At 41.7% G+C, this 22,497-nt stretch carries 22 protein-coding genes and 5 tRNA genes; 10 read left to right on the top strand and 17 right to left on the bottom strand.

The window, feature by feature from the left end; genetic code table 11:
• Window positions 1-8: 8 nt before the first annotated feature.
• Window positions 9-1,205, top strand: coding sequence for an MFS transporter (locus CBS1_RS09090; RefSeq protein WP_090223313.1), 1,197 nt, complete (start codon window positions 9-11; stop codon window positions 1,203-1,205).
• On the opposite strand, the gene CBS1_RS09095 is transcribed toward CBS1_RS09090, so the two are convergent.
• Window positions 1,202-2,596, bottom strand: a complete 1,395-nt coding sequence (locus CBS1_RS09095; protein WP_090223311.1) for an MATE family efflux transporter — start codon at window positions 2,594-2,596, stop codon at window positions 1,202-1,204. The two genes, CBS1_RS09090 and CBS1_RS09095, sit on opposite strands and share 4 nt — an antisense overlap.
• Before the next feature lie 13 nt (window positions 2,597-2,609).
• A complete protein-coding gene (locus CBS1_RS09100; RefSeq protein WP_090223310.1) occupies window positions 2,610-3,821 on the bottom strand; it encodes an MFS transporter in 1,212 nt (403 codons plus the stop codon).
• A gap of 280 nt (window positions 3,822-4,101) precedes the next feature.
• Here CBS1_RS09100 and CBS1_RS09105 point away from each other — a divergent pair, with 280 nt between their 5' ends.
• The 7 genes from CBS1_RS09105 (at window position 4,102) to CBS1_RS09135 (ending at window position 8,829) form a co-directional block, all read left to right on the top strand.
• Window positions 4,102-6,327 carry an ATP-dependent Clp protease ATP-binding subunit gene (locus tag CBS1_RS09105; protein ID WP_033191394.1) on the top strand — a complete coding sequence of 742 codons (2,226 nt, stop codon included), beginning with the start codon at window positions 4,102-4,104 and terminating at the stop codon, window positions 6,325-6,327.
• 144 nt (window positions 6,328-6,471) lie between these two features.
• Window positions 6,472-6,548, top strand: a tRNA-Cys gene (locus CBS1_RS09110).
• Between the two features lie 7 nt (window positions 6,549-6,555).
• A tRNA-Ile gene (locus CBS1_RS09115) sits at window positions 6,556-6,631 on the top strand.
• A 125-nt stretch (window positions 6,632-6,756) separates the two neighbouring features.
• Window positions 6,757-7,143 (top strand): 30S ribosomal protein S6, encoded by a 387-nt coding sequence (gene rpsF, locus CBS1_RS09120; RefSeq protein ID WP_033191393.1) that lies wholly within the window; start codon window positions 6,757-6,759, stop codon window positions 7,141-7,143.
• Window positions 7,143-7,553 (top strand): single-stranded DNA-binding protein, encoded by a 411-nt coding sequence (locus CBS1_RS09125; protein WP_033191392.1) that lies wholly within the window; start codon window positions 7,143-7,145, stop codon window positions 7,551-7,553. Before rpsF ends, CBS1_RS09125 begins: the two co-directional genes overlap by 1 nt.
• A gap of 33 nt (window positions 7,554-7,586) precedes the next feature.
• Window positions 7,587-7,817: a 30S ribosomal protein S18 gene (gene rpsR, locus CBS1_RS09130; RefSeq protein ID WP_033191391.1), complete on the top strand. Its 231-nt coding sequence runs from the start codon at window positions 7,587-7,589 to the stop codon at window positions 7,815-7,817.
• A gap of 94 nt (window positions 7,818-7,911) precedes the next feature.
• Window positions 7,912-8,829 (top strand): glycoside hydrolase family 191 protein, encoded by a 918-nt coding sequence (locus tag CBS1_RS09135; RefSeq protein ID WP_033191390.1) that lies wholly within the window; start codon window positions 7,912-7,914, stop codon window positions 8,827-8,829.
• A 23-nt stretch (window positions 8,830-8,852) separates the two neighbouring features.
• Here CBS1_RS09135 and era read toward each other — a convergent pair whose 3' ends face one another.
• Window positions 8,853-9,749, bottom strand: a complete 897-nt coding sequence (gene era / locus CBS1_RS09140; RefSeq protein ID WP_090223308.1) for a GTPase Era — start codon at window positions 9,747-9,749, stop codon at window positions 8,853-8,855.
• 212 nt (window positions 9,750-9,961) lie between these two features.
• Here era and CBS1_RS09145 point away from each other — a divergent pair, with 212 nt between their 5' ends.
• Window positions 9,962-11,161: an IS110 family RNA-guided transposase gene (locus tag CBS1_RS09145; RefSeq protein ID WP_128998116.1), complete on the top strand. Its 1,200-nt coding sequence runs from the start codon at window positions 9,962-9,964 to the stop codon at window positions 11,159-11,161.
• An 18-nt stretch (window positions 11,162-11,179) separates the two neighbouring features.
• Here CBS1_RS09145 and CBS1_RS09150 read toward each other — a convergent pair whose 3' ends face one another.
• The 14 genes from CBS1_RS09150 to CBS1_RS09215 form a co-directional block, all read right to left on the bottom strand.
• The gene (locus CBS1_RS09150; protein ID WP_033191375.1) at window positions 11,180-12,208 is read right to left on the bottom strand and encodes a DNA polymerase III subunit delta; all 1,029 of its coding nucleotides are present in this window, start codon (window positions 12,206-12,208) and stop codon (window positions 11,180-11,182) included.
• A 20-nt stretch (window positions 12,209-12,228) separates the two neighbouring features.
• Complete coding sequence (locus tag CBS1_RS09155) at window positions 12,229-12,963, bottom strand: ABC transporter ATP-binding protein (RefSeq protein ID WP_052107102.1); 735 nt, start codon at window positions 12,961-12,963, stop codon at window positions 12,229-12,231.
• A 22-nt stretch (window positions 12,964-12,985) separates the two neighbouring features.
• Window positions 12,986-13,474 carry a pantetheine-phosphate adenylyltransferase gene (gene coaD / locus CBS1_RS09160; protein ID WP_033191374.1) on the bottom strand — a complete coding sequence of 163 codons (489 nt, stop codon included), beginning with the start codon at window positions 13,472-13,474 and terminating at the stop codon, window positions 12,986-12,988.
• Window positions 13,475-13,509: 35 nt separating this feature from the next.
• Window positions 13,510-14,856: a replicative DNA helicase gene (dnaB, locus tag CBS1_RS09165; RefSeq protein ID WP_033191373.1), complete on the bottom strand. Its 1,347-nt coding sequence runs from the start codon at window positions 14,854-14,856 to the stop codon at window positions 13,510-13,512.
• Window positions 14,857-14,874: 18 nt separating this feature from the next.
• A complete protein-coding gene (gene lnt / locus CBS1_RS09170) occupies window positions 14,875-16,350 on the bottom strand; it encodes an apolipoprotein N-acyltransferase (RefSeq protein WP_090223138.1) in 1,476 nt (491 codons plus the stop codon).
• A gap of 37 nt (window positions 16,351-16,387) precedes the next feature.
• Window positions 16,388-17,545 (bottom strand): DegT/DnrJ/EryC1/StrS family aminotransferase, encoded by a 1,158-nt coding sequence (locus tag CBS1_RS09175; protein WP_033192500.1) that lies wholly within the window; start codon window positions 17,543-17,545, stop codon window positions 16,388-16,390.
• Window positions 17,546-17,618: 73 nt separating this feature from the next.
• Window positions 17,619-18,707, bottom strand: coding sequence for a tetratricopeptide repeat protein (locus tag CBS1_RS09180; RefSeq protein WP_033191371.1), 1,089 nt, complete (start codon window positions 18,705-18,707; stop codon window positions 17,619-17,621).
• On the bottom strand, window positions 18,643-19,584 hold the full coding sequence (locus CBS1_RS09185; RefSeq protein ID WP_033191370.1) for a cation diffusion facilitator family transporter: 942 nt from the start codon (window positions 19,582-19,584) through the stop codon (window positions 18,643-18,645). The genes CBS1_RS09180 and CBS1_RS09185 overlap by 65 nt, the downstream gene beginning before the upstream one ends.
• Window positions 19,585-19,659: 75 nt before the next feature.
• Window positions 19,660-20,016 carry a 50S ribosomal protein L20 gene (rplT, locus tag CBS1_RS09190; RefSeq protein WP_033191369.1) on the bottom strand — a complete coding sequence of 119 codons (357 nt, stop codon included), beginning with the start codon at window positions 20,014-20,016 and terminating at the stop codon, window positions 19,660-19,662.
• Window positions 20,017-20,053: 37 nt separating this feature from the next.
• Window positions 20,054-20,257 carry a 50S ribosomal protein L35 gene (gene rpmI / locus CBS1_RS09195; protein ID WP_033191368.1) on the bottom strand — a complete coding sequence of 68 codons (204 nt, stop codon included), beginning with the start codon at window positions 20,255-20,257 and terminating at the stop codon, window positions 20,054-20,056.
• Window positions 20,258-20,301: 44 nt separating this feature from the next.
• Entirely contained in the window at window positions 20,302-20,823 is a 522-nt protein-coding gene (gene infC / locus CBS1_RS09200; protein ID WP_084384006.1) for a translation initiation factor IF-3, read from the bottom strand.
• A gap of 198 nt (window positions 20,824-21,021) precedes the next feature.
• A tRNA-Lys gene (locus tag CBS1_RS09205) sits at window positions 21,022-21,097 on the bottom strand.
• A gap of 5 nt (window positions 21,098-21,102) precedes the next feature.
• Window positions 21,103-21,177: transfer RNA gene (locus CBS1_RS09210), tRNA-Arg, on the bottom strand.
• A gap of 8 nt (window positions 21,178-21,185) precedes the next feature.
• Window positions 21,186-21,260 (bottom strand) — tRNA-Glu (locus tag CBS1_RS09215).
• Between the two features lie 274 nt (window positions 21,261-21,534).
• Between CBS1_RS09215 and CBS1_RS09220 the strand changes: the two genes are divergently transcribed.
• Entirely contained in the window at window positions 21,535-22,485 is a 951-nt protein-coding gene (locus tag CBS1_RS09220) for a glycosyltransferase family 4 protein (protein WP_052107101.1), read from the top strand.
• The last annotated feature ends 12 nt before the right edge of the window (window positions 22,486-22,497 follow it).

The following is a 22,497-nucleotide window of genomic DNA, read 5'->3' on the forward strand; positions in this document are numbered from 1 at the left end:
AACTAGGTATGATAAGACACAAAGAACAGATATTCCATAAACTGCACTTACTTTCGTTTGTAATATCTATTCAGGCTTATCTTTACAGTACGTACATAAACTCTGCAGCGGCAAAATTGGGGTTAAGTTTTACGGGAATTGGTTTGATCAACTTCTTTTTGTCCATCGCATATGCTGTTGCAAGCATCACACTGGGGCATCTTGGTACGAAGGTCGGATACAAGAAGATGATATCTATACTATCGGCCTACCTGTTTTTTGTCTCTATAATCGGATTTACTGCAGATTCACCGGGAAGGCTTGTTTTATTTGCGATTCTCCAGGGGGTATTTTTCGGAGCGTTCTTTCCTCAAGTGGAAGGGCTCATAGCAAAATCCGAGCGTTTGTTGAATATAGACCCGCCTTCGATAACTGGCAGATTCACATTATCATGGAGTACGGGGAATATAATCGGTGTGGCGTTTGGTCCGTTCCTTACCGTTAAGGCTCCGCCTGTGATATTCACTATGGGATTGATCGTTTCTAGTCTGACAAGTGTGTTGATTTACATAGATTACAAAAAGCAGAAAGACATTATTATATTTCCTCCATCCAAAAAGCTTCTTGAGCATTCTCAAAACGCCGCAGTTGTTATGAACAAGCAGGCTATGAGAAGACTAAGGCTGGAATACAGGATCATTTTGTTCCTTGGTGGTCTGATTTACACATCCGTTCTGGCAAGCTTTCCTAAATTGATGATGCTTGAAAGGCTAAGGCTCGAAAATGCGGGCTTTTTGACCGTCGGAGCTAATATAGGGGTGTTGCTTACCTTTGTTGTCCTCCAGTCGTGGAAAGGTTGGGTTGGTAACGAACTTGTCTGCGGGTTACTTCTTTCAGTCGCTCCTCTTACTGGGCTGATAGCGTTTTTCGCAAAGACACCGGTGATGTTCTTTATTACTGCACTTTTTGCAGGGCTGAGCTATGCAGTTCCGTACACATTTGCAATTTTCTACGGACTGCTGTCGGAAGAAGAAGACCACGGAAAGCAAGGTGCTTTGCACGAAATGGTCATTGGTCTTTTGTTTGGCATTGGCCCGCTTGTGGGAGGATTATTGTTCGACAAGCTGGGCGGAAACTTGGGATTGTTGGTCTACGCCCTTTCGATAGGAGTGGTCATATATACCGTTCACTATATCTTTAACTCGTTGAACAAAAAGCAAAGCTAAACAACACGTTTTTTATGCCAGTCGGATTTAACGAAAGCGATCCACATGATGAGCACTTCTGCAAGTTCGGAAAGTGGGAATGACAACCACAATCCAACGGGACCCAAACGGAGTAAGTATGAGGAGATAAAAACAAAAGGAACCATAACTCCCCATCTACTTACAAGTCCGGAAACCATAGGCACAGAGGTCTTCCCAGAGCCAAAGAACGCACTTGAAAGCCCTGCGCTAAACGATATGAAAAAGAGTGCACAAACGATGTATGGAATACTTTGCATACCTATGTTCATAACCGTTTCGTTGGAAGTGAAAAGGTGAAAAATCTGCTTACGCAAGAAAATCAAAGGCATAAGGATAGCTGAAATGACTGTAACACTGTAAAAAGTTGCTAGGATTGTAACTTCTTTTGCAGCTTTCTCGTTATTTCTTCCCAATTGAAATCCCACCAGTGTGCTTGCCCCCATCGAAAGTCCAAATATAGGGATAATCGCAAAGCCAAACATCCTCTCGTTAATACCGAACACGGTCACGTACTCGGAGCCAAAAAGAGAAGAAATCTTAATAAGTACAGTGTAGGACAAGTTCCTCAACAACATCTCGATACCTGAAGGCAGACCTATGGTTATCAGCTTTTTGTCTATACTCTTATCGAGTGATAGCAACCCCTTGAGTGAAATCTTCACACCTGAGATACCTTTGAAAAGCACGTATATTCCCCAGGTGAGGGGAACAAAAGTAGAAATCACCGTTGCCCATGCGGCACCGGAAACCCCAAGTCCAAGACCGGGGATATCGATCAACGGGACTTTCTCGAAAATAAAAACGGGATCTAACAAGATATTCGCAACTGCACCACTTGCCATAGTAAGAGTTGCAAGTGTCGCATGACCGACATTTCTTAAGGCAGTAAATGTGGAGTAGGTCATGAAAAATATAGGCATGAAAAAGATGCGTATGTAACCGTAATGAATTGCATAAGTGACAACGTCCAAATCTTTAGAGAAAAAGTTGACTATTGGTCTAAAGAAAAGCAACAGAAAACCGGATGCAATAAGTGCGACGAGTGCTTTAAAAACGAGGGTTTGCTCGATAATACGCGATGTAAGCGGTTTATCACCCTTACCAAATGCTTGAGAAATCAAAGAAACAGATGATGTACCTATGATTTCGTTCAATATCTCAACAAGCCAGAATATCGTTGAAAATATCACAACCCCAGCTATTGCTTTGTACGAAATCTTTCCGATCCAGAACATATCGATGATGTCGTACAGTGACTGTACTGCAAAACCGATCATGCCGGGAACGGATAGTTTGAAAAGATTCCTTGTCAACGTCTTTCTGTCAGTTCCTTTTTCAAGCACATCTTTGACTTCGCTCAGGTTATCCATAGTCTCCACCTGGTCAATCTTTTAAATGTTTGTACATTCTTATCATAACATACGCATTGGCAAAGTAAAAAATGGAACTTACAACGAATATCCACGTATATCCGTTCTTGAATCTGGTGAGTGCGGCGAACAAATCTGCAGAGAGTGCTCTCGCAACGTTGCTAAGAAATGTGTTCATTCCATTGATCGACGAAAGATAACTAGCAGGTATGTTTGAAAAGACCAAAGCGGTAAGCAGAGGCCCTACCATGTTCATAACCGCGAAGCGTAGGATGTATACTGATGTGAAGGTTATCGGTTCCCTAACAAAACTCAAAAGCACAATTAAGATGGGGACGAAAACATATGAAAATATCAAGACGTTCATGTCCCCGAATTTCCTTCCCAGCTTGTACGAAAAGATGGCACCTATGCTTGTTGCCAACTGCGCCATGGCAAGGATCGTTCCAATCAGCGAAGGGCTAAGATGGAAAAGGTCGTAAAAGATGACGTTTCCAAATGTGACAAACAGACCAGCTCCAAAGCCAACACTCATCGTGGACAAAAAATAGTAAAGTACAACCTTTTTTGCTTGTTCGTTGAGCTTTTTCAAAGTGGAAAAGAACTCTAATACGTTGGTATCGGTATCTGACTTGTAAAGCCTAGTATCGCTGAACTTTTCAATGCTAAGTCTTTTGACAGGAATTAAGGCGAGCAATCTGGAAATACTGGCGCTTATTAGTACAGCTTTCAAAGGGAAAACATCGCCAAGCACACCGCCCAGTATATTCCCCAACACACCCGTGAGCATTCCCACACCGAAGTTCAGTCCCAAGACCTTCGTTCGATTATCTTTTGAGGTTTTCAATATAAGAAGCGTTGACAAAACGATACCTGTAGCAGTTGAAAACCCACCGAAGAGGAAGGAAGAGATACCAAGCTGGACGTACGATTTCGATAGAACCCTGTAAGTTCCGAAGAATACACTCAGAAGATGCGTTGTAAACATGAGCTGTTTTTTATTTACCTTGTCCGCGATAATACCGAACACAAGTCCCAGCAGTGCACAACCCCATAAGAAAAAGGAGGTAATCCGACCAACGTAGGAAGTTGGCATCCCGGAGGTTCGGAGCATCAGATTGAAGATGGTTCCGTATATGCCTTGAGCAAGTCCATCGGTAAAGGTGAAAATAGTGATTAAGCGAGCAGCTGAATTAGTTGATGAAATGTCGGAAATGTGAGACATATTATCAAACGTCCTCCTCGTACTTTGACCCAGTCTAAGTCTGACTTTTAAGCAAGTGGCAAAATTTTGAAATTAAGTTAGCATATCGAACCATATCCAAATCAATTCTAACATCGCCATTCTTAAAATCAAGTACGGTTTATTGGTAAACATTTTTCTTTGGCCAGGAATTTTTTGAATTTTTTTATTAGCACTCTTGACAACTGAGTGCTAATATGGTATACTACTGTCGGAAAAGAAAATTAAACAAAATAGAAATAAAAAGAAGGGAGTGGTTGAGATGACATTCAACCTTGAGGAATTCACGGAAAACGCTCAGGAGATATTACAGTCTGTAACAGATGTATTGAATCGTTACAGGCAGAATCAGATGGCACCTGAGCACATACTTTTGACTATGCTCGAAAACACAAAGAACGCGGCTTACGACATACTAACGCATCTAAACGTAGATGTTGATAGTTTGAGAAAAGATGTTGAGCGCGCTATCACTTCCAAAGGTGGCTATTACTACTCTTCCGGCGGAACAGGGCAGATCTATGTGACACCGGATACGACAAAAGTTATCAACGAAGCCAAGCGAGAAGCAAGGCGCATGGGTGACGAAAAAGTCGGAACAGACCACTTGCTACTTGCTATGGCAATCGTCCCAGAAACGACTGTCTACAGGCTGTTGGCAAGGTACGGGGTCACCCAAGACAAGCTCTATACAGCTATCAAAGAGCTTAGGATGAAGAGAACGTACTCAGAAGAGGAGAACATCGACGTCTTAGCAAAGTTCACAGAAAACTTGACAGAAATGGCGAAAAACGGCCAGTTAATGCCGGTCGTCGGTAGAGAAAACGAAGTCAATAGGATGATTGAAATCCTCGGAAGGAAGATCAAGAACAACCCGGTTCTAATCGGAGATCCCGGTGTTGGTAAGACGGCTATCGTTGAAGGTCTTGCCCAGAGGATTGTTGCAGGGAATGTCCCTGACTTTTTGAAGAATAAGACTATCCTTAAACTCGACCTTGCAAGGCTTGTAGCTGGGACAAAGTTCAGAGGAGAGTTCGAAGAAAGGCTTAAGAAACTCATCGATGTGCTCAAAAAGAGAACAGATGTTATCCTGTTCATCGACGAACTGCACACAGTTGTAGGTGCAGGTGCTGCTGAAGGTGCATTGGATGCTGGTAATATCTTAAAACCAGAACTTGCAAGAGGTACGCTCAGAGTGATAGGTGCAACAACTGTTGAAGAGTACAGAAAGCACATTGAAAAGGATAAAGCGCTTGCAAGAAGATTCCAAGTCATATTCGTATCAGAACCTTCTGTAGAAGAGACTATCGAGATTTTAAAAGGTCTCAGGCAGAAGTTCGAAGAGTTCCACGGAGTAAAGATCAGCGATAAGGCTATAGAGGCAGCTGCTAAATTATCATCGAAATACATAACGGATAGGTTTATGCCTGACAAGGCTGTAGACCTCGTAGATGAAGCTGCTGCACGTGCGAAGATCGATGGTAAGAAAGAAGTTCAGGAAGAAGACATCGCAAAGGTTGTCGAACGCTGGACTGGAATACCCGTTGGTAAGATAATGGGGGATGAGAAGGAGAAGATCAAAAATCTCGAGAAGCTCATCCATGAAAAGTTCGTAGACCAAGAAGAGGCTGTAAAAGTTGTAGCAAATGCAATAAAGATGTCGCGCGCTGGTATACGCAATCCAAAACGCCCGCTTGGAGTATTCCTGTTCCTTGGGCCAACGGGTGTTGGTAAGACAGAACTTGCAAAGAGACTTGCCGATGTTTTGTTTGGTAGTGAAAAGGCACTGATCAGGATCGACATGAGTGAATACATGGAAAAGCACTCGGTTGCAAGGTTAATTGGTGCACCTCCGGGATACGTTGGTTACGAAGAAGGTGGCCAATTGACGGAACAGGTCAGAAGAAGACCGTACAGTGTCGTGCTCTTTGACGAAATTGAAAAAGCACATCCAGAGGTTTTCAACGTACTGCTGCAGCTCTTTGACGACGGTCGGTTGACCGATGGTAAGGGAACAACCGTCGATTTCAGAAATACGATAATCATTATGACAAGTAACATAGGCTCAGACATAATTATCCAGGACATCGAAGATGGTTTGGAAAGTGTGATACCAAGACATATCGAAGAGGAGATGCGCAGGTATTTCAGGCCGGAACTGATCAACAGGATCGATGCAGCAGTCGTGTTCAAACCGCTCAAGAAGGAGCACATCAAACAGATAATCGATATCTACCTCAAAGAACTCAACGAAAGACTTGCTGACAGAAACATTGTTGTTGAGTTGGATGAATCGATGAAAGAGTACTTGGCTACGGAAGGTTACGTGCCAACTATGGGTGCAAGGCCTCTAAGAAGGCTGTTTGAGAACACTGTCGAATTCAAGCTTGCAGAACTTATAATCGATGAGCAAGTAAAAGAAGGTCAAAAGGTGAAGTTTTACTGGAAAGACGAAGGACTTTACTGGGAGATTTCGGATAATAAGTAAATAGAGTGGACATTATCCCGAACCCTCCTCAGGATGTGAATTTTGAGGAGGGTTCTTTTTTTGAATTTTCTATACGATAAAGTTTGTGTTGTTGCACCCTGTTGACAGATAAAAGGTTATGTGGTAGAATGTAACACGCAATGGGGCGACGTAGCCAAGGGGTCTAAGGCGGAGGTCTGCAAAATCTCTATTCGAGGGTTCAAATCCCTCCGTCGCCTCCAGGCGAGTGGGCTCGTAGCTCAGTTGGCAGAGCATCCGGCTCATAACCGGACGGTCGGGGGTTCGATCCCCTCCGAGCCCACCAGAAGATAAAGATGCAGCGGGCATACGCCCGTCTTTGTTTTATGTTTTACAGAAGTTCAATCACAAAATTCCCGCTCTGCTTGACTGAGTAAAGCAGGGCCGATAGACCGAGGGAGGAGGTGCTTTATGAGGATCTACGAAACGATGTTTATCATCAAACCAGACGTACCAGAGGAAGAAAGGAACAAGTTGGTAGAGAACGTTAAGAAGTTCCTGGAGGAAAGAGTCGGAGCACAAGTGGAGAACGTTGACAGATGGGGTATTAGGAAACTTGCCTACAAGATTGGGAAGTACTTCGAAGGTGATTACACAGTTCTCTACTTCAGGTCAAATGGGCAAGGGCTTGAACAACTGGAGAACTATTTCAAGGTGCACCCAGAGTTCATGAGATGGCAAACGTTCAGAAGAGAAGACCTTGAGAAGAAGGAAAGAAAAGCAGCAAGGGCTAAAAAAGAAGAGGTTTCCAACGAGGAAGTTCAACAGGAGGGTGCTTCTGAAGAGAAGGTGGAATAATGTCGTATAACAAAGTGGTGCTTGTTGGAAGGTTAACGCGAGATCCTGAGACAAGGCAGACAATCGATGGAAATTTGGTAACAACATTTACGATTGCGGTCAACCGAGGTAGCAACGGAGACGAAGCTGATTTTATAAGGGTTGTAGCATTTAGAAAGTTGGCGGAATTGGCCCACAACTATCTCCAAAAAGGACGTATGGTCTTGGTTGACGGCAAGCTTAGGATAAACAAATGGAAGACAAACGACGGACAGACAAGATCTACCGTTGAAATATGGGCAGATAATATCGTGTTTGTCGATTCAAGGAAAGGCGAAAGAGAGATTCCAGAAGAGATACCTTACGAAGAAGTTTTTGGAGAAGATGCGGAAGAAGAAGATATTCCCGGCGATGATGAGCCACCATTTTGATGAATTAGGAAACTAAAATAGGAGGGAAGTAGGATGCCAAGAGTAAGGCAGAGAAGAAGAAAAGTTAAAGCTTGTAAGCTGTGCGAAATGAACGTTGAATATGTTGATTATAAAGATACAAAACTACTCAAAGATTTCTTGAACGAAAAAGGTAAGATCCTTCCAAGAAGACTGACGGGAAACTGTGCAAAACACCAGAGAATGGTAAAAACAGCAATCAAAAGAGCAAGACAGATGGCATTGTTACCATACCTCAGGTACTAATTAAATTGAGAATAAACGAAGTCGCCAGTCACCGATTGGCGACTTTCTTTTTCTTTTCATTACTTCAAAAGTTTAATCAAAGAGGTGTTCAAATATGGAAAATAGCATCACTTCAAAGATTGTTTTTACAACCGTCATTGTTGTCTTTTTATTTCCTTTTATCTTAAACCTTTTTGCTATTGAAGTTCCACAAGATTGGATATTATATACGAACGGACCAAAATTAGAAGAGCTGATGCCGGTAAAAACGGATCTGGTTGTCATAGACTACTCAGCTGACGGTACTGATAAAAAGGCTTTTAAGAGAGAAGACTTAGCGCCTTTGAAGGCGCAAGGTAAGAAAGTATTTGCCTATTTGAATTTTGCTGTAGCGGAGGACTGGAGATTCTATTGGAAATCTTTAAATAAAGCTCTTATACTAGGACCACTCGGTGATTGGCCCGGTGAGTACTACGTAAAATACTGGTACTCGGAATGGTATGATGTGGTGAAGCAATACATGAAGAAGATCACAACAGCAGGTTTTGATGGTGTTGTACTGGACTGGATAAACGTCTATCAGCACTCTAAGCTACAGCAGTTGTCTGGGAAAAGTGAGAATGGACTGAAAATGGCTATCGTGGAAAATCTTAGAAAGTTAATCAAAGATTTTCCCAACATCGAATACGTGTTGATAAATGGTGAGGATATCCTGATTGAATTTCCGGAATTCAGGGAAAAAGTGAAATACGTTCTTGTTGAAAGCCTCTTTTTCCACAAAGCTGTTCTCGCGATAAATACGAAAGAGTTTTTCAGCAGACTTAATAAGCTTACTGAGTTGCAAAAATACGGCATAACAATACTTTCTGTTGAGTACATCGATAACGGAAATCCATTCGATAGTACGAACGCAGAGCGTATAAACACGTATGTAAGCTTGGCAAGAAAATATGGATTTCGATACTACATCGCACGTCTGGATATGAAGCTCAACGCTGTTAATGTTCCAAGGGTACCGACAAGAAAAGACTAAAAAATAAGTGGTGTTTGGCTTTCTCAATCTAAATCATCACGCATGCCTACTTCGTTGAGGATTATAAAATCCTTGTTCCTCCAATCCTTCTTGACCTTCACATGGAGGTCCAAATAAACCTTTGAACCTAAGAAGTATTCAATGTCCTTTCTTGCGCTTTCTCCGATTTTCTTTATCATTCTACCTTCTTGTCCGATGATTATGCCTTTCTGACTCTCTCGCTCAACGTAGATGTTGGCTCTGATGTAAACAACTCCATTTGGCCGTTCTTTAACCTCCTCTACAATAACGGCAACGGAATGGGGGATCTCTTCGTACGTGAAGTGGAATATCTTTTCCCTAATCAACTCAGCGGCGATGAACGAGAGAGGTCTATCGACTATGATATCCTCTGGATAAAGCTGAGGACCTTCAGGTAAGTGTTGCTTGATCTTTTCAACGAGCTCGTTCAATCCTTCCCCAGTTACAGCTGACGTTCGGACCACGTCCAGAAGATTGTTCACGTGTTTTCTGATTAGTTCTTCTATAAAGTCGGCACGTTCACCATCAACAAGGTCTATCTTGTTGATCACACCTATCGTTGGTGTTCCAGATTGGTTTATGTAATTCGATATGTGTTCTTCCGGTGTTTCAAATCCTTCCTTTGCGTCGATTGTGAAGAGCAACAGGTCAACGTTTTTCAATGCTTGGACCGCAGCTTTGACCATGTACTCGCCAAGCCTGTGCAACGGTTTGTGTATACCCGGTGTGTCGACGAATATAATCTGGGATTCAGGGTCGGTGTATATAACATTTATTCGGTTCCTCGTTGTTTGCGGTTTGTCCGATACGATAACAACCTTTTTCTTCATTATTGCGTTAATTATAGAAGATTTTCCAACGTTTGGTTTACCGACAAATGAGACAAATCCACTTTTCACCTTAACACCTCCTACATAAAAATATGGTATAAATAATTTAGCTTAAAAAAATTGAGGGCAGGACAACTTATGTCACCTTGGCTTTTAAGCCATTTTGGGAGTCTGTTGCCTGCCTTTAACCATGATTAGTTGGTTGGGCTTTCAGCCCTCGTCAGCATGGAGGATTGGTTCAGTAGGCTCCCTGCCCTCATCAATTGAAAGGAGGTTCTTGTATGAATAACTTCTCCATATTCGTCGGCATCGATGTTTCCAAGGATAAGTTCAACGTCTGCGCTATCTCTAATCCCAGTTCCATCATCTTCGAATCTTCTTTCGATATGTCCCAGCAAGGCTTTTCCTCCTTCGCAAACAAACTCTCTGCCTTCCCAAAACAATCCATCATCATCGCTATGGAATCTACTGGCTGTTATCATCTCAACCTTCTGGCTTTCCTTTCTTCCAACGACTTTGCTTGCGCTGTTTTTAATCCTCTAACTGTTAAAAACTTTGCTTCTCTTCGAAAGACCAAAACCGACAAAATCGATGCTCGCATTATCGCTACTGCTTTGTTTTACCTACAACATCAAATTCCTTCTTCTGCTTTTGTCAACTCTGAGCTTCGTGATATTGTCAGAGCACGCGAAAACATTATCCACCGCATCGCAAAAGTTAAAGACAATATCGAAAAACTGCTCAACGTTCTTTTCCCTGAACTCGAAAGAGTTACCAATATCTACAGTGACACTATCCTCAATCTTCTTTCTCATTTCCCTTCTGCCAAGGCTATTCAAAAGGCTCGTAATCTGGATGTGTTCTTTTCCAAAGACCGTGGCAGAAGTACAAAACTTAATGCTCAAAAACTTAAAGAACTCGCTAATAACTCGATTGCTCAATATTGGCCGATGAAAGAAAAGATTCTTGTGCAAAATATCAAAGAACTACAATTTTTACAGCAACAGCTTGAAGAATACGACAAGATGATGAAAGAATATTGCGAATGTAGTGCGATAAACCTTGATATCGAGATACTCACGTCAATACCAGGTATTGGTGAAAACAGCGCGATGCATTTCTTGGCAGAAGTTGGAGATATCTCAAGATTTAGTACATACAAAAAACTCATTGCGTATTGTGGACTCGATCCAAGCATTGCCCAATCAGGCAAAAGCAAAGTAGAAGGACACATATCGAAAAGGGGCAATGCCCACCTAAGACGAATACTATGGCTAATGGCAGTGAGTGTAGTGATTCACAACGAATATTTCCGAACATACTATGAACGAAAAAGGCAGCAAGGTATACCGTACAAAAAAGCGATAATGTCAGTAGTACACAAGTTATTGCGAACGTTGTACGCAATGTTGAGAAAGAAAGAGAAGTTCAATATTGATTATGCTATCTCACACTCAAAACAAAAATTTAATTTTGCATAGTTGACTCCTAATTCTTTTTTATTGATTCACTTGTCCGGAATCTTCAGCTTGTTGTGTATCCTCTTCAAACGTTCTTGCGAATTCACCTGACGCGAGTTTGGTTATAAACGAACTAACGAGGATTTTTATATCGTCGCTGAGCTTAACTCTTCTGTCGATGTAGTAAAGATATCCGATGATGTTCCTGAGCATTTGTGGAGAGTATATTAATACGTGGTTGACAGGTGTGTATTTAGAGTCTTTGAATGAAAATCCCAGAAATCTTGCCGCCCGAGGAGATGAAATCCCAAGCTCTTTGGAAAGGTTCGCAATATCGGGCCATTTGTATTCCTTCTTTTTCGGAGCAAAGACCACAATGTTTAGTAATTCTATGAAGTGCTTGGAGATGGCGTATGAAACGATGATAGGCTCGTAATCTTTGGAGATTTCATCTAGCATATCATTTGCTTTAGTGTAGTTCTGTTCTGAGAGAGCAAAGCAGAACTCGTCCAATCTACTTATGGTTCTTTTATAGACCACATCCTCAACATCGCGTGGAGTTGGATGGTCACCAGCATAAAGCTGAAGTTTTTCTAGTTCGTTTAGTATAGCGTATTCATCCGGCCCTGTGAATTTAAATACGGCTTTTGCCGTTTCTTCTGAACATACTATACCGATTTTGCTTGCGACATCGCTTATAAACTTGAGCCATTTGTCTTCTTCCCATTCTTTTGGTTTTTCAAACGTTAAGACCTCTACCTTTCCCGGTAGCTTAGTGACTTCTTTGCTCACCTTCTCTGTACGTACAAAGACAGTGACCCAACTTGCGGATAAGTCAGTAGAGTAAAACTGTGTCTTTTCGTCTTTAGACCACTCATCGAAATCAACCAAATCGTAAACCTTAGCATTTGCAAACAAACCTAAGCTCACACCTGCGTTCTTTAGTTCTTCGATTTTGTTATCATCGTCGGCATATATTTTGTGATACTCCACATCTTTTCCTTTTAAGTATTCTCTTATATAAAGTTCCTTACCGAGCTGGGAATCACCTGTGAGGTAAACAACCATATTCTGCCACTTTCTCCCCTTCAAATGCCTTTTGTGGTATTCTCTATGACCTCTACAATCCTACCGTTTTCCATTCTCATTATCCTGTTTGCTATCTGAGCAACATTTTGGTCATGTGTTACTATAACGAATGTCGTTCCAAACTCTCTATTAAGCTCGATTATTAGCTTCTTTATCTGCTCGCCGTTTTTCACATCGAGTGCACCTGTTGGTTCGTCCGCCCATATGATCTTTGGTTTTGTAGCGAGCGCACGAGCAATTGAGACCCTTTGTTGTTCTCCACCAGATAACTGTGAAGGGTATGCATCTTTTCTATGGGAGATTCCCATCAATTCGAGCAACTCTAAGGCCCTCTTTCTTGCGTCTGCAACGGGAACCTTGTTTAAGAGAAGTGGTAATTCTGCGTTCTCTACAGCGGTTAGTACCGGGATCAGATTGAAGAATTGGAATATGAATCCCATACTCTTTGCCCTGAATTTTGCCTTTTCTTCTTCGGACATCTTGGTTATCTCCTGGCCGTCAATGACTATCGTCCCTGATGTGGGAATATCGAGCCCTGCCAACAAGTTCAACAAAGTAGTTTTTCCCGAACCGGAGGGACCTAAAATCGCAACAATTTCTCCCTTTTTTATCTCCAGGTTCACAGAATCGAGCGCAACAACCTTTGAACTACCAGAACCGTAAATCTTGGAAAGATTCTCCGCTTTCACTATAGCTTCCACGAGCTCCCCCTGGCCGACATTTTTTAAATCCATAATTTCACCTCATCTCATTATCTTAAAATCTTAAATTACCAAACTTTTCGCGTAACTTTCTTTCCACAACTTCAGGGACCCATTGGGAAACCTGTCCACCGAAAGATGCAACTTCTTTAACAAGACTGGAGGAAAGAAACGAATAATTTTTGTCGGTCATAAGGAAGACGGTTTCTACGCCGTTGCATATCTCTTTATTGGCAAGTGCCATTTGAAGTTCGTATTCGAAATCCGTAACTGCCCTTAAGCCTCTTATAACTACGTTTATATTATTCTTCGTAGTGTATTCCACCAAAAGTCCCGAGAATGTTTCAACACGTATATTTGGGATATCCTTAAGACATTCCCTTACCATCTCTACACGCTCTTGGATTGTGAACGTGTAGTTTTTTCTTTTGTTTTCCATAACCACTACGTACAGTTCATCGAATAGCTCGGCTGCTCTCCGTGCTATGTCTATGTGACCGTAAGTTATAGGGTCAAATGACCCCGGATAGATTGCTTTAACCATACTCTTCCGCTCCTTGTGTTTTATTGTAGTTTATTTCAGCTTTCCGAATGGAATACATCAGGTTCGAAGAAGTTTGTAAACGAGGGGTTGAACATAAGCGTTATTGTACCGATGGGTCCGTTTCGCTGTTTGCCGATGATTATCTCTGTCTCGTGTGGTAGGTCTACATGCTGCTTTTTGTAGTATTCCTCCCTGTAAAGGAATATCACAACGTCCGCATCTTGTTCGATAGCTCCGGATTCTCTGAGGTCACTGAGACGTGGACGCTTGTCTTCTCTTTGCTCAACCGCTCTCGATAACTGAGATAGTGCAATGATGGAAACATCAAGTTCCCTTGCCAGAAGCTTCAATGAACGTGAGATTTCGGATATTTCTTGCTGCCTACTATCTCTTCTACCATCACCTAAATCCATGAGCTGCAAGTAATCTATGAATATGGCATCTATATTGTATTCTTTTTTCATCCTCCTGGCTTTTGCCCTCAAGACTCGCGGTTCCAGATTAGACTCATCATCTATTATTATATTCGCTTTCATCAATCTGGAAGCCCCTTGAACAAGCCTTTTCCACTCTTCGTCACTTAACCAACCTCGTCTGACTTTTTGAAGGTCTACAAGTGATTCCATACACAGAAGCCTTTGGATCAGCTGCTCTTTGCTCATCTCCAGACTGAATATCCCGACTGAGGCTTCCCCAACTGTTGCCATGTTTTTTGCTAAGTTCAGTGCGAATGCCGTTTTTCCCACGCTTGGACGCGCTGCTATGATTATCAAATCGGACTTGTGAAATCCGGATGTCATTTCATCGAGCTTCTTAAAGCCCGTTGGAATGCCTGTTACCAAACCTGTGAGTCCTTTAAGGTGCTTTGACCTCAAATCTTCAAGATGTTCAAAGACCTCAGTCAGAGCACTCCGGATGTCTATGTACGTCTTTGTAGCACGTGACTCCGCTATCCTGAAGACCAGCCGTTCTGCTTCGTCAAGTACTTCGTCTACGTTGAGTGCTTCATTGTAGGCCTTCTCGACAATAAGGCTACCGGCAGTAATCAGTTCTCTCAAGATCGCCTTGTCCCTTATTATCTGGGCATACATCTCAGCATGTGCGGATGTCGGAACGTTATCGGCAAGTTGAGCAACGTACAATTCTCCACCAATCTTGTCAAGAACACCCATCACCTTCAGCCTGTCGCAAACGGATATTATATCAATTGGGAGTCCCTCATCGTGCAGCTGCTCTATGGCGGAGAAGATGTAACGATGCTTAGGATCGTAAAAGTCAGAGGAGCTGACTATCGAAACGATGTTATCAATCTTCTCTGGCTCAATCAAAATACTTCCTATCAACGCCTGTTCCGCTTCTATACTGGCAGGTACATTTTTCACGTTTTCATCCTCCTAGAGTTAATCGAATATCGTCCTCTTCTTCTTTGCTGTAATGCCTACAAGTATCGTCAGAATCAGTGATACGAGGACTATATAATCGCCGTATGTCGCATAAAATGTTACTTTGTCGTTCGGTTTGACGTACAATAGTCCCCAAGTAGTTTTGTTCTCAGGTAATGTGACGAAATTACCGTATTCATCAACAACACCGCTGATACCTGTGTTGGAAACTTGGACGACGTTCCTGCGTGTTTCAACAGCTCTGAAAATCGCCTGGACAAAGTGCTGAACTAATGGAATTCTTGAGTCGTACCATCCATCGTTTGTAATGACTATCAAAATGTTCGCTTCTTTTGACATCTTTCTTGAAATATACGGGAAAAAAGACTCAAAGCAGATTTGCAATCCCACTTTCCCGTAGCCTTCGATATTAAACGTTTTTATTTCTCCGGGGGAGAAATAGTACATTCCCCTCAGAAACGCAAGCCGACCGAATATTTCTTTGTAAGGTAGGTTCTCTACAAATGGAAAGAGATGGACCTTGTCGTACTTGTCTAAGAACTGTCCATTCGCATAAATTACAGCGCTGTTGAACGCGTTATTTCCAACCAGAGTTGGATAACCAATCACGAATACCCTGTTTTTAAATTTTTCAAGCAATTTTCTTTCCACTTCCGAGTTTCTTATATCCGTACCTGAGAAGACTGCTTCAGGAAATATCGTTAATAATGCTGGAGCATTTGAAAAGCTATTTTCAAGGTAATCGATTATTGTGTTTGGATCATATGTGTACTTTACCTTCTGTGGTGTGTTCGTCTGAGCCAAGACGACAGGTTTATCTCCCACTTTCTTTGGTAGGAATGATTCTACTGTTCCATTTATCAGAAAAATAAGGGCTACGATTGCTAATACAAACACAAAATTTTGCTTGTTTGCACGCAGAAGTTTGTAACCTTCGTAGTTTAAAACAACTATGAGAAACACAAGTCCGAGAGTCCCTGTGTACGGGAGTATCTGGAGTAAGCCCCTAAAATTATAGAGTGCATCACTCAGTCTTCCGCCCGTAAAACCCAAATCACCTATTCCACGCAAGTAATCGGCAATAACGTAAATAGAAGCTACAAAAAGCGGTTCAAGGAATCTGAATCTGACCTTTTCAGCCCAGAGACCATAGAAAAAACCAAAGAGCAAGAATGGAAGAGCTTCCAGTATGCAGAAGAGTATAAAAACAAAGAAGCCTGTAGTAGCGTTAAATCGACCGAATAGTTCTGGTAGACTGGTCGTCAGTGTGTTAATTAAATAGTGAAAGTTCGAGAAAGAGAACACAAAAAAATACAAAAAAGACACGGTTGCAGAAATAAAAGGTCCTTTCTTCTCAAGGGCAAAAAACAGAGGGATTAAAGAAAAGAACACCAACCCCCCGTAAAGATAGCCTGGCATTGATAACGTAGTAATTAGCGAGGCTAATAAAGTGTTAAGCAATGTTTGAACCATGATGACCTTTCCCCCTATCACCTGTTATATTCCAAAACTACTTCAAAAACTTTTCTAAAACGGCACGTAGTTTTTCAGCGACGTACTCTTGCTCTTCTAGTGTCATGTCAGTGTAAAATGGGATAGCTATCGTCCTTTGGGAAATTTCTTCAGTTACAGGCAGCATACCTTCTTTCCACCCCAACTCTCTGTACGGTTTTTGCAGATGTACAGGAGCAAAGTAATTTCTGCATTGAACACCTTCACTCTCTAAGTTCTGCATTATCGCATCGCGAGTGAAACTTGTTGTACCTCTCGGCAATCTAACAACGTACACAAACCAGGACATCTTGGTAACATAGTCCTTCACAACAGGTAGTTGCAAAGGTAAGTCTCTTAAAAGCATTTCATAGCGCTTAGCTACTTGCATGCGCTTTTCGATAATCTCGTTCAACCTGCACATCTGTGACCATCCGAGCGCTGCCGACATTTCATCGATTCTGTAATTGTAACCAACATAGTCGTGAGAGAGCCAGCCCTGGCCTTCACCTCGACCTTGGTTTCTCAGCGAAACTGACATTTTGTGTATCTTTTCGTTGTTTGTGACAACGATTCCACCTTCACCCGTTGTTATCTGCTTGTTTGGATAAAAGGCAAATGCTCCAGCCATTCCGAACGTACCAACTTTCTTACCCTTGTACTCACTTCCAAGTGCCTCGCAAGAATCCTCAACAACTATAATATCGTATTTTTCGCTTATTAAGTTTATTTTATCCCAATCCAGTGGATGTCCAAATACATCCACGGCCATTAAAAATATCCTCCGAAATTTGTTGTAATTCTCTTCCGCTACCGTTTTGAAATGTTCGATATCCATGTTCATCGTCTCAGGTTCTATATCAACGAAGGTAACACTGCCGTTTTCATACAGTGCCACGTTAGCGGAGGCAACGAACGTGAAGGAAGGAACAATCAACAAGTCTCCTTTCCCAAAATTGAGAGCTTTCAAAATAAGATGGAGAGCGCTTGTGCCACTGGAAACGGCAGCAGCGTATTTTGACCCCACGTAATTTGAAATAGCATTTTCAAACATCTCAGTGTAAGGTCCTATGCTAAGTCTTCCCGATTTGAGTACGTTAACTACAATATCTATATCTTCGTTTGTTATCTGTGGTTTCGACAGCGGGATAAAGCGCTTTTCGTATGTTTTATCCATATTCTCTATCTCTCCTTTTGGCATTTAAAAAGGATTCTCTCTCAAAAACATTATACCACCAAAAAAGTAATCATTATTCAAGCTTTATCCTTTTCAAGAAGTTGTACTCGTTCATCGCCTCTTCAAACATGCCCGCCTCTTCGTAAAGCTGTGCAAGGCGCAATCTTTTTTCTTCGTTCAGAGGGTCTTTGTCTACAATTTTTCTGTAAGTCTGCGCAGCGAGTTTTTTCAAGCCCAGGAGGTAGAAAATTTCGTACCTTGTGTACCTTATTGAGAAAAGCACTATTACAACAAGTACCACGAGAAAAACGGTACTGAAGAGTAGATTTTTACCAACGTTCAACAGGTGAGAGAAAAACTCCTTGACGGAAGACCAGATTACAAACCACAATTTGTTTTTCTTGGCTAATATACGCTCAAATCTTTCGTCTACGAATCCGTGAGCTTTAAAGTCTTTGTACAGCTCCAAAATTCGAGCTTTCATCTCCTTGTCGGCATCTGCGTAACGTTGGTACAGTTCTTCCAGTACGTATTGCACAAACGCGTTTCTTTTTTCCAAATTCTTCAACACTTCGCTGAAGAGTTTTTCTTTGGTTTTTGTGTCTTTTGATATTATTTCAAGCACGTCTTTTGCATAATCCTTCACATCGATGGTGAGAACATTTAGAATCAACAAGGCATCAATATTCCGTGAAAGGTTACTGTTTAAGTAATCGATGAGTTTTTCTTCTCCGAAAATCTCCAAAATATAATATTTCAGATTCGGTTTCAGAGTAGATGTCTTCAAAAACTTTATAAGTCCATCTACGTCTTCTTTGAGCGCAAAATCAAAATCTTTGAGTTTCCTTTTGGCATTAAGAATCCTTCCAAGCTGTTCTATCCTTCTGCTTTCTTCATTTGAGACATATGGACTCAATTGTGATATGTAAGATAGGTACATATCCCAAGCAAAATCTGGGTCTTCTTTCGATTTTTCTAGAATTTCACCAAGGGAGAGGCAGAAAGATGTTGCAGGGGTTAAAAGAATCAGGGCAATTATGAATGTAAGCAAACCAAAAGCAAAAGGTTTCCAGGGACCTGAAAACAGTTCTGGTAGATTATTCATTTTTTCTTTCGTCCTTTTCGAAACTCTCCTTTGTGAGTCCAAAAGGCTCGTGTTCATCGTTCTCCTCCGGCTCAACGTGGATAACCACATCGTAAATCTCTTTTGTTTCACACAGGTGCTTCTTTATGCATTTTGTAATCTCATGTGCGTCTTTAACATTCATTTTACCATCTACTTCGATATCCATGTCTATGTCGAATTTTCCTCCAACCTTTCTTACACGCACCTTGTGGGGATTGTGCGCGCCGCATTTTTGGCAAGCTTCGAAGACCTTTTCGTAAATCCACATCTCTTCTTTTCTAAGTCCATCCATTAAGTCATGGGCGTTCTCTTCAAAAACTTCCCACGCTACCTTTATTATTATACCAGACATCACGATTCCAACCAAAGGGTCCATCCACGCCAGACCGATTTTATTAAGTGCAACTCCTACAAAAACCAAGCTTGACATTATGATGTCGTTTCTCATGTTCTTGGCTTCTGCAACCATAGAATTGCTCTTGTACTTCTTGCCAGTTGTGTATTCGATCAGAAAGAGGAATGTTTTTCCACCTACGGAGAGAATAGCTGCGAGCAATGGGAGGATCCCCATCAAAACTTCGTACTCCCCTGTTATCAACCTTTTCGCACTCTCAATAAGCAAACTCACACCTGCGTAGAAGATGACGAAAGATATTATTTTTGCACCTATGTTCTCAGCTTTATGATGTCCGTAGGGATGGCCTTTATCAGGGGGTCTTCTAGAAATCAAGGTTGCGACTAGCATTGTAGAAGATGTTAGGATATCCGTTGACGTATCAATACCATCAGCCAGAACAGCCATACTCTTGAAAATGAGGCCGATGCTGACCTTGAGTACCGCAAGTAAGATGTTCGTAAAAACAGCGATAAGTGCCACCTTTTTGATAGCTTTGTCTGCGTTTAGCTCGCTCAAAAAGGTCACTCCTTTCTGCTCAAAATAGAAAAATCAAGGGGCTTTGCGCCCCTTGATTTTGAGAATCATTATCAATTATTTTCCGAGAGCTGTCTTTGCGATCTTTACGTACTCTTTGAAGCTTTCTGGATCGTTTACCGCAAGCTCAGCAAGCATCTTTCTGTTGATTGTCACATTCGCAAGTTTAAGCCCGTGGATAAGTTCGTTGTATTTGAGTCCTTCATTTCTTGCTGCGATGTTAATTCTTGTGATCCAGAGTTTTCTGAAGTTACCCTTCTTATTTCTTCTACCATCAAATGCGAACTTGAGTGCTCTGTAGTAAGATTGCTTTGCAAGTGAATACCTTCTGCTGAGTGCTCCTCTGAAACCTTTGACAAACTTCAGAAATTTTTTCTTTTTCTTCTTCGCATTCACAGCATTCTTAACGCGCATAGTTATTCCTCCTTATTCGGTTTGATTTTTTATCTACTTATTTTTTGCCAAGAAGTCTGAGGATTCTTGGCTTGTCAGCATTTGAAACAACATCTTCGAGTCTTAATGCGCGAAGTGTCGACCTTCTCTTCTTTCCAGTTTTGTGCCATGCGTTAGCATGTCTGCGCATAATCTTTCCATTCTTTGTTACTCTGAACCTTTTGGCAGCAGTCTTGCTTACTTTCATCTTCTTCTTGGCCATTGTTTTTCCCTCCTACTTGGTATTATTTTTTGTATCTCCAACTCTTACAAATTCTTTGGCTTGAGCATCATCCACATGTCTCTTCCTTCAACCTTTGCCTCTTTTTCAACGGTGCCAATGTCGGCAACATCTTTGGCAATACGTTCGAGGATTTCCTTACCTTTGTCCATAAATGCCATTTCTCGTCCGCGGAACATCACAGTGACCTTAACCTTGTTACCATCTTCGATAAATCTTCGGATATGCTTCAGTTTCGTTTGGTAATCGTGTTCATTTATTGCAGGTCTGAACTTCATTTCTTTAATTTCGATAATCTTCTGGTTCTTTTTGGCCTTCTGTTCCCTTTTTGAAAGTTCATACTTATACTTGCCGTAATCGAGAATTCTTGCGACTGGTGGTTGCGCATTTGGAGCGACAAGAATTAGGTCTAAACCTCTTGATTTGGCAAGGTCGATAGCTGCGCTCTTGGACATGACACCAACTACTTTTCCTTCCTCATCAATTACGCGCAGTTCTGAGAACGGGATTTCTTCGTTCTTGATGATCTTTTCTTTTTCGTTCTTAATAGTTTTCCCCTCCTATCAAAAAAATTAATGCGGGCTTGCGCCCGCCATTGAATACCTTCCCAACGATTGATTCACAAAGTTTTGCTATAAACATCACTCACTACTTTTACTTACCCAATAAGCTTTATGCCATTGGGTGGGAAGCCGGGCGCTTCCTCTTTTCACATTTACTTATAAGTGTTGGTTTCCTAAAAAACCTGGTGGGCCGCGTGGGACTCGAACCCACGGCCACCTGATTAAGAGTCAGGTGCTCTACCTGCTGAGCTAGCGGCCCAATCATGGTGCCCCCAGGAGGAATCGAACCTCCATTTGCGGATTAGGAATCCGCCGTTCTATCCTTTGAACTATGGGGGCTTCCCTTCTGGCAGCCCCACGGGGAATCGAACCCCGACCCTCGGACTGAGAATCCGATGGACTAGCCGTTATCCTATGGGGCCATCTTTTCAAAGAGTCAGCTTTCTCATTTTTGCTGACCGTGTTATATATTAACATATAAGAACGAATTGTCAAGAGACGAAGTTTGAAATTCTCTCGTTGAATTATTCCAACTGTAATTGTTGTCTTGGCGATAGTTGATTTAGTTTTCTTAATGAAGAAAACCAACTTATTAAAAATGCTACAATGAGTAGTATAATATTTAATCGTGATGAGATGGCAACTCGGCAGCGAATATTACTAAAGCGTTCGAACAGAAAGTAGGTGGGGAACGTAATGCGTTCAACTTTCTTGAATGACTTTTTAGTTATAATACCCTCTTTTGTTATCAGTGCGATAACAGTACCTATTTTTGGTCGGTTGGCTTACAAATACGGCATTGTTGACAAGCCAGATGGTGAACTTAAACCGCACGAGCGAATAACACCGTACCTCGGGGGGTTGAGTATTTACCTTGGTGTGCTCTTTCCCACTCCTTTTGAGCCTCTAACAAAAATTGCCTTAACCGTGCTGGTTCTTTTAGGACTCTATGATGATGTCAAAAACCTAAGTCCGAAGGTTCGACTTTTGACGGAATTTCTCATTTCTTGTGTGCTTGTGTATAAGTACGTTGGGCTATCTGCCTTTTTCCCGATTTACGTTTTTGTGATAGTTGGTTTGATAAACGCCGTGAATATGATGGACGGTTTGGATGGTGTTTGCGCAAGTGTTTCTGCTATTTCAGCACTTGGTTTAGTGATGGTTGCAACATCAAGATATGACAAAATCTTATTGATTGCGCTTATTGGTGCTCTGCTGGGTTATCTGCTGTACAACTTCCCACCTGCGCGGATATTCATGGGCGATGCGGGAAGTTATATGATTGGTGGCGTGCTTTCGATAGGATTACTCTCAGCACTCCGGAATGCTTCCTCTAATTTCCAATATGTAGTATCAGCTTTCATTTTCCTTTCTCTTTTCTTTTTTGATTTAGGTGCAGGTGTTTTGAGAAGAATTCTGAATGGTCGTAATCCTTTCAGTGGCGACAGAGGGCATTTTTATGATAAAATACAGCTAAAGACACAAAACAAAAGACGTACACTTCTGATTGTGACTTTTACCCAGTTTGCGTTTTTCCTTGTTGGTGTAATATCGAAGCAGGACAAACTGCTTTCAGTAGTAGGGACTGTATTTGTCGTTGTTATGTACTACCTTATCTCTCGCTGGCTGAAAATACTCAAGTATTAAAAAACACTGTGA

The organism is Fervidobacterium changbaicum (genome assembly GCF_004117075.1).
GTDB lineage: Bacteria > Thermotogota > Thermotogae > Thermotogales > Fervidobacteriaceae > Fervidobacterium > Fervidobacterium islandicum.

Coding starts and splice junctions, on each gene's coding strand:
- CBS1_RS09090 (WP_090223313.1), top strand. CDS start 9: ATGATAAGACACAAAGAACAGATATTCCATAAACTGCACTTACTTTCG.
- CBS1_RS09095 (WP_090223311.1), bottom strand. CDS start 2,596: ATGGATAACCTGAGCGAAGTCAAAGATGTGCTTGAAAAAGGAACTGAC.
- CBS1_RS09100 (WP_090223310.1), bottom strand. CDS start 3,821: ATGTCTCACATTTCCGACATTTCATCAACTAATTCAGCTGCTCGCTTA.
- CBS1_RS09105 (WP_033191394.1), top strand. CDS start 4,102: ATGACATTCAACCTTGAGGAATTCACGGAAAACGCTCAGGAGATATTA.
- rpsF (WP_033191393.1), top strand. CDS start 6,757: ATGAGGATCTACGAAACGATGTTTATCATCAAACCAGACGTACCAGAG.
- CBS1_RS09125 (WP_033191392.1), top strand. CDS start 7,143: ATGTCGTATAACAAAGTGGTGCTTGTTGGAAGGTTAACGCGAGATCCT.
- rpsR (WP_033191391.1), top strand. CDS start 7,587: ATGCCAAGAGTAAGGCAGAGAAGAAGAAAAGTTAAAGCTTGTAAGCTG.
- CBS1_RS09135 (WP_033191390.1), top strand. CDS start 7,912: ATGGAAAATAGCATCACTTCAAAGATTGTTTTTACAACCGTCATTGTT.
- CBS1_RS09145 (WP_128998116.1), top strand. CDS start 9,962: ATGAATAACTTCTCCATATTCGTCGGCATCGATGTTTCCAAGGATAAG.
- CBS1_RS09150 (WP_033191375.1), bottom strand. CDS start 12,208: ATGGTTGTTTACCTCACAGGTGATTCCCAGCTCGGTAAGGAACTTTAT.
- CBS1_RS09155 (WP_052107102.1), bottom strand. CDS start 12,963: ATGGATTTAAAAAATGTCGGCCAGGGGGAGCTCGTGGAAGCTATAGTG.
- coaD (WP_033191374.1), bottom strand. CDS start 13,474: ATGGTTAAAGCAATCTATCCGGGGTCATTTGACCCTATAACTTACGGT.
- lnt (WP_090223138.1), bottom strand. CDS start 16,350: ATGGTTCAAACATTGCTTAACACTTTATTAGCCTCGCTAATTACTACG.
- CBS1_RS09175 (WP_033192500.1), bottom strand. CDS start 17,545: ATGGATAAAACATACGAAAAGCGCTTTATCCCGCTGTCGAAACCACAG.
- CBS1_RS09180 (WP_033191371.1), bottom strand. CDS start 18,707: ATGAACACGAGCCTTTTGGACTCACAAAGGAGAGTTTCGAAAAGGACG.
- rplT (WP_033191369.1), bottom strand. CDS start 20,016: ATGCGCGTTAAGAATGCTGTGAATGCGAAGAAGAAAAAGAAAAAATTT.
- rpmI (WP_033191368.1), bottom strand. CDS start 20,257: ATGGCCAAGAAGAAGATGAAAGTAAGCAAGACTGCTGCCAAAAGGTTC.
- CBS1_RS09220 (WP_052107101.1), top strand. CDS start 21,535: ATGCGTTCAACTTTCTTGAATGACTTTTTAGTTATAATACCCTCTTTT.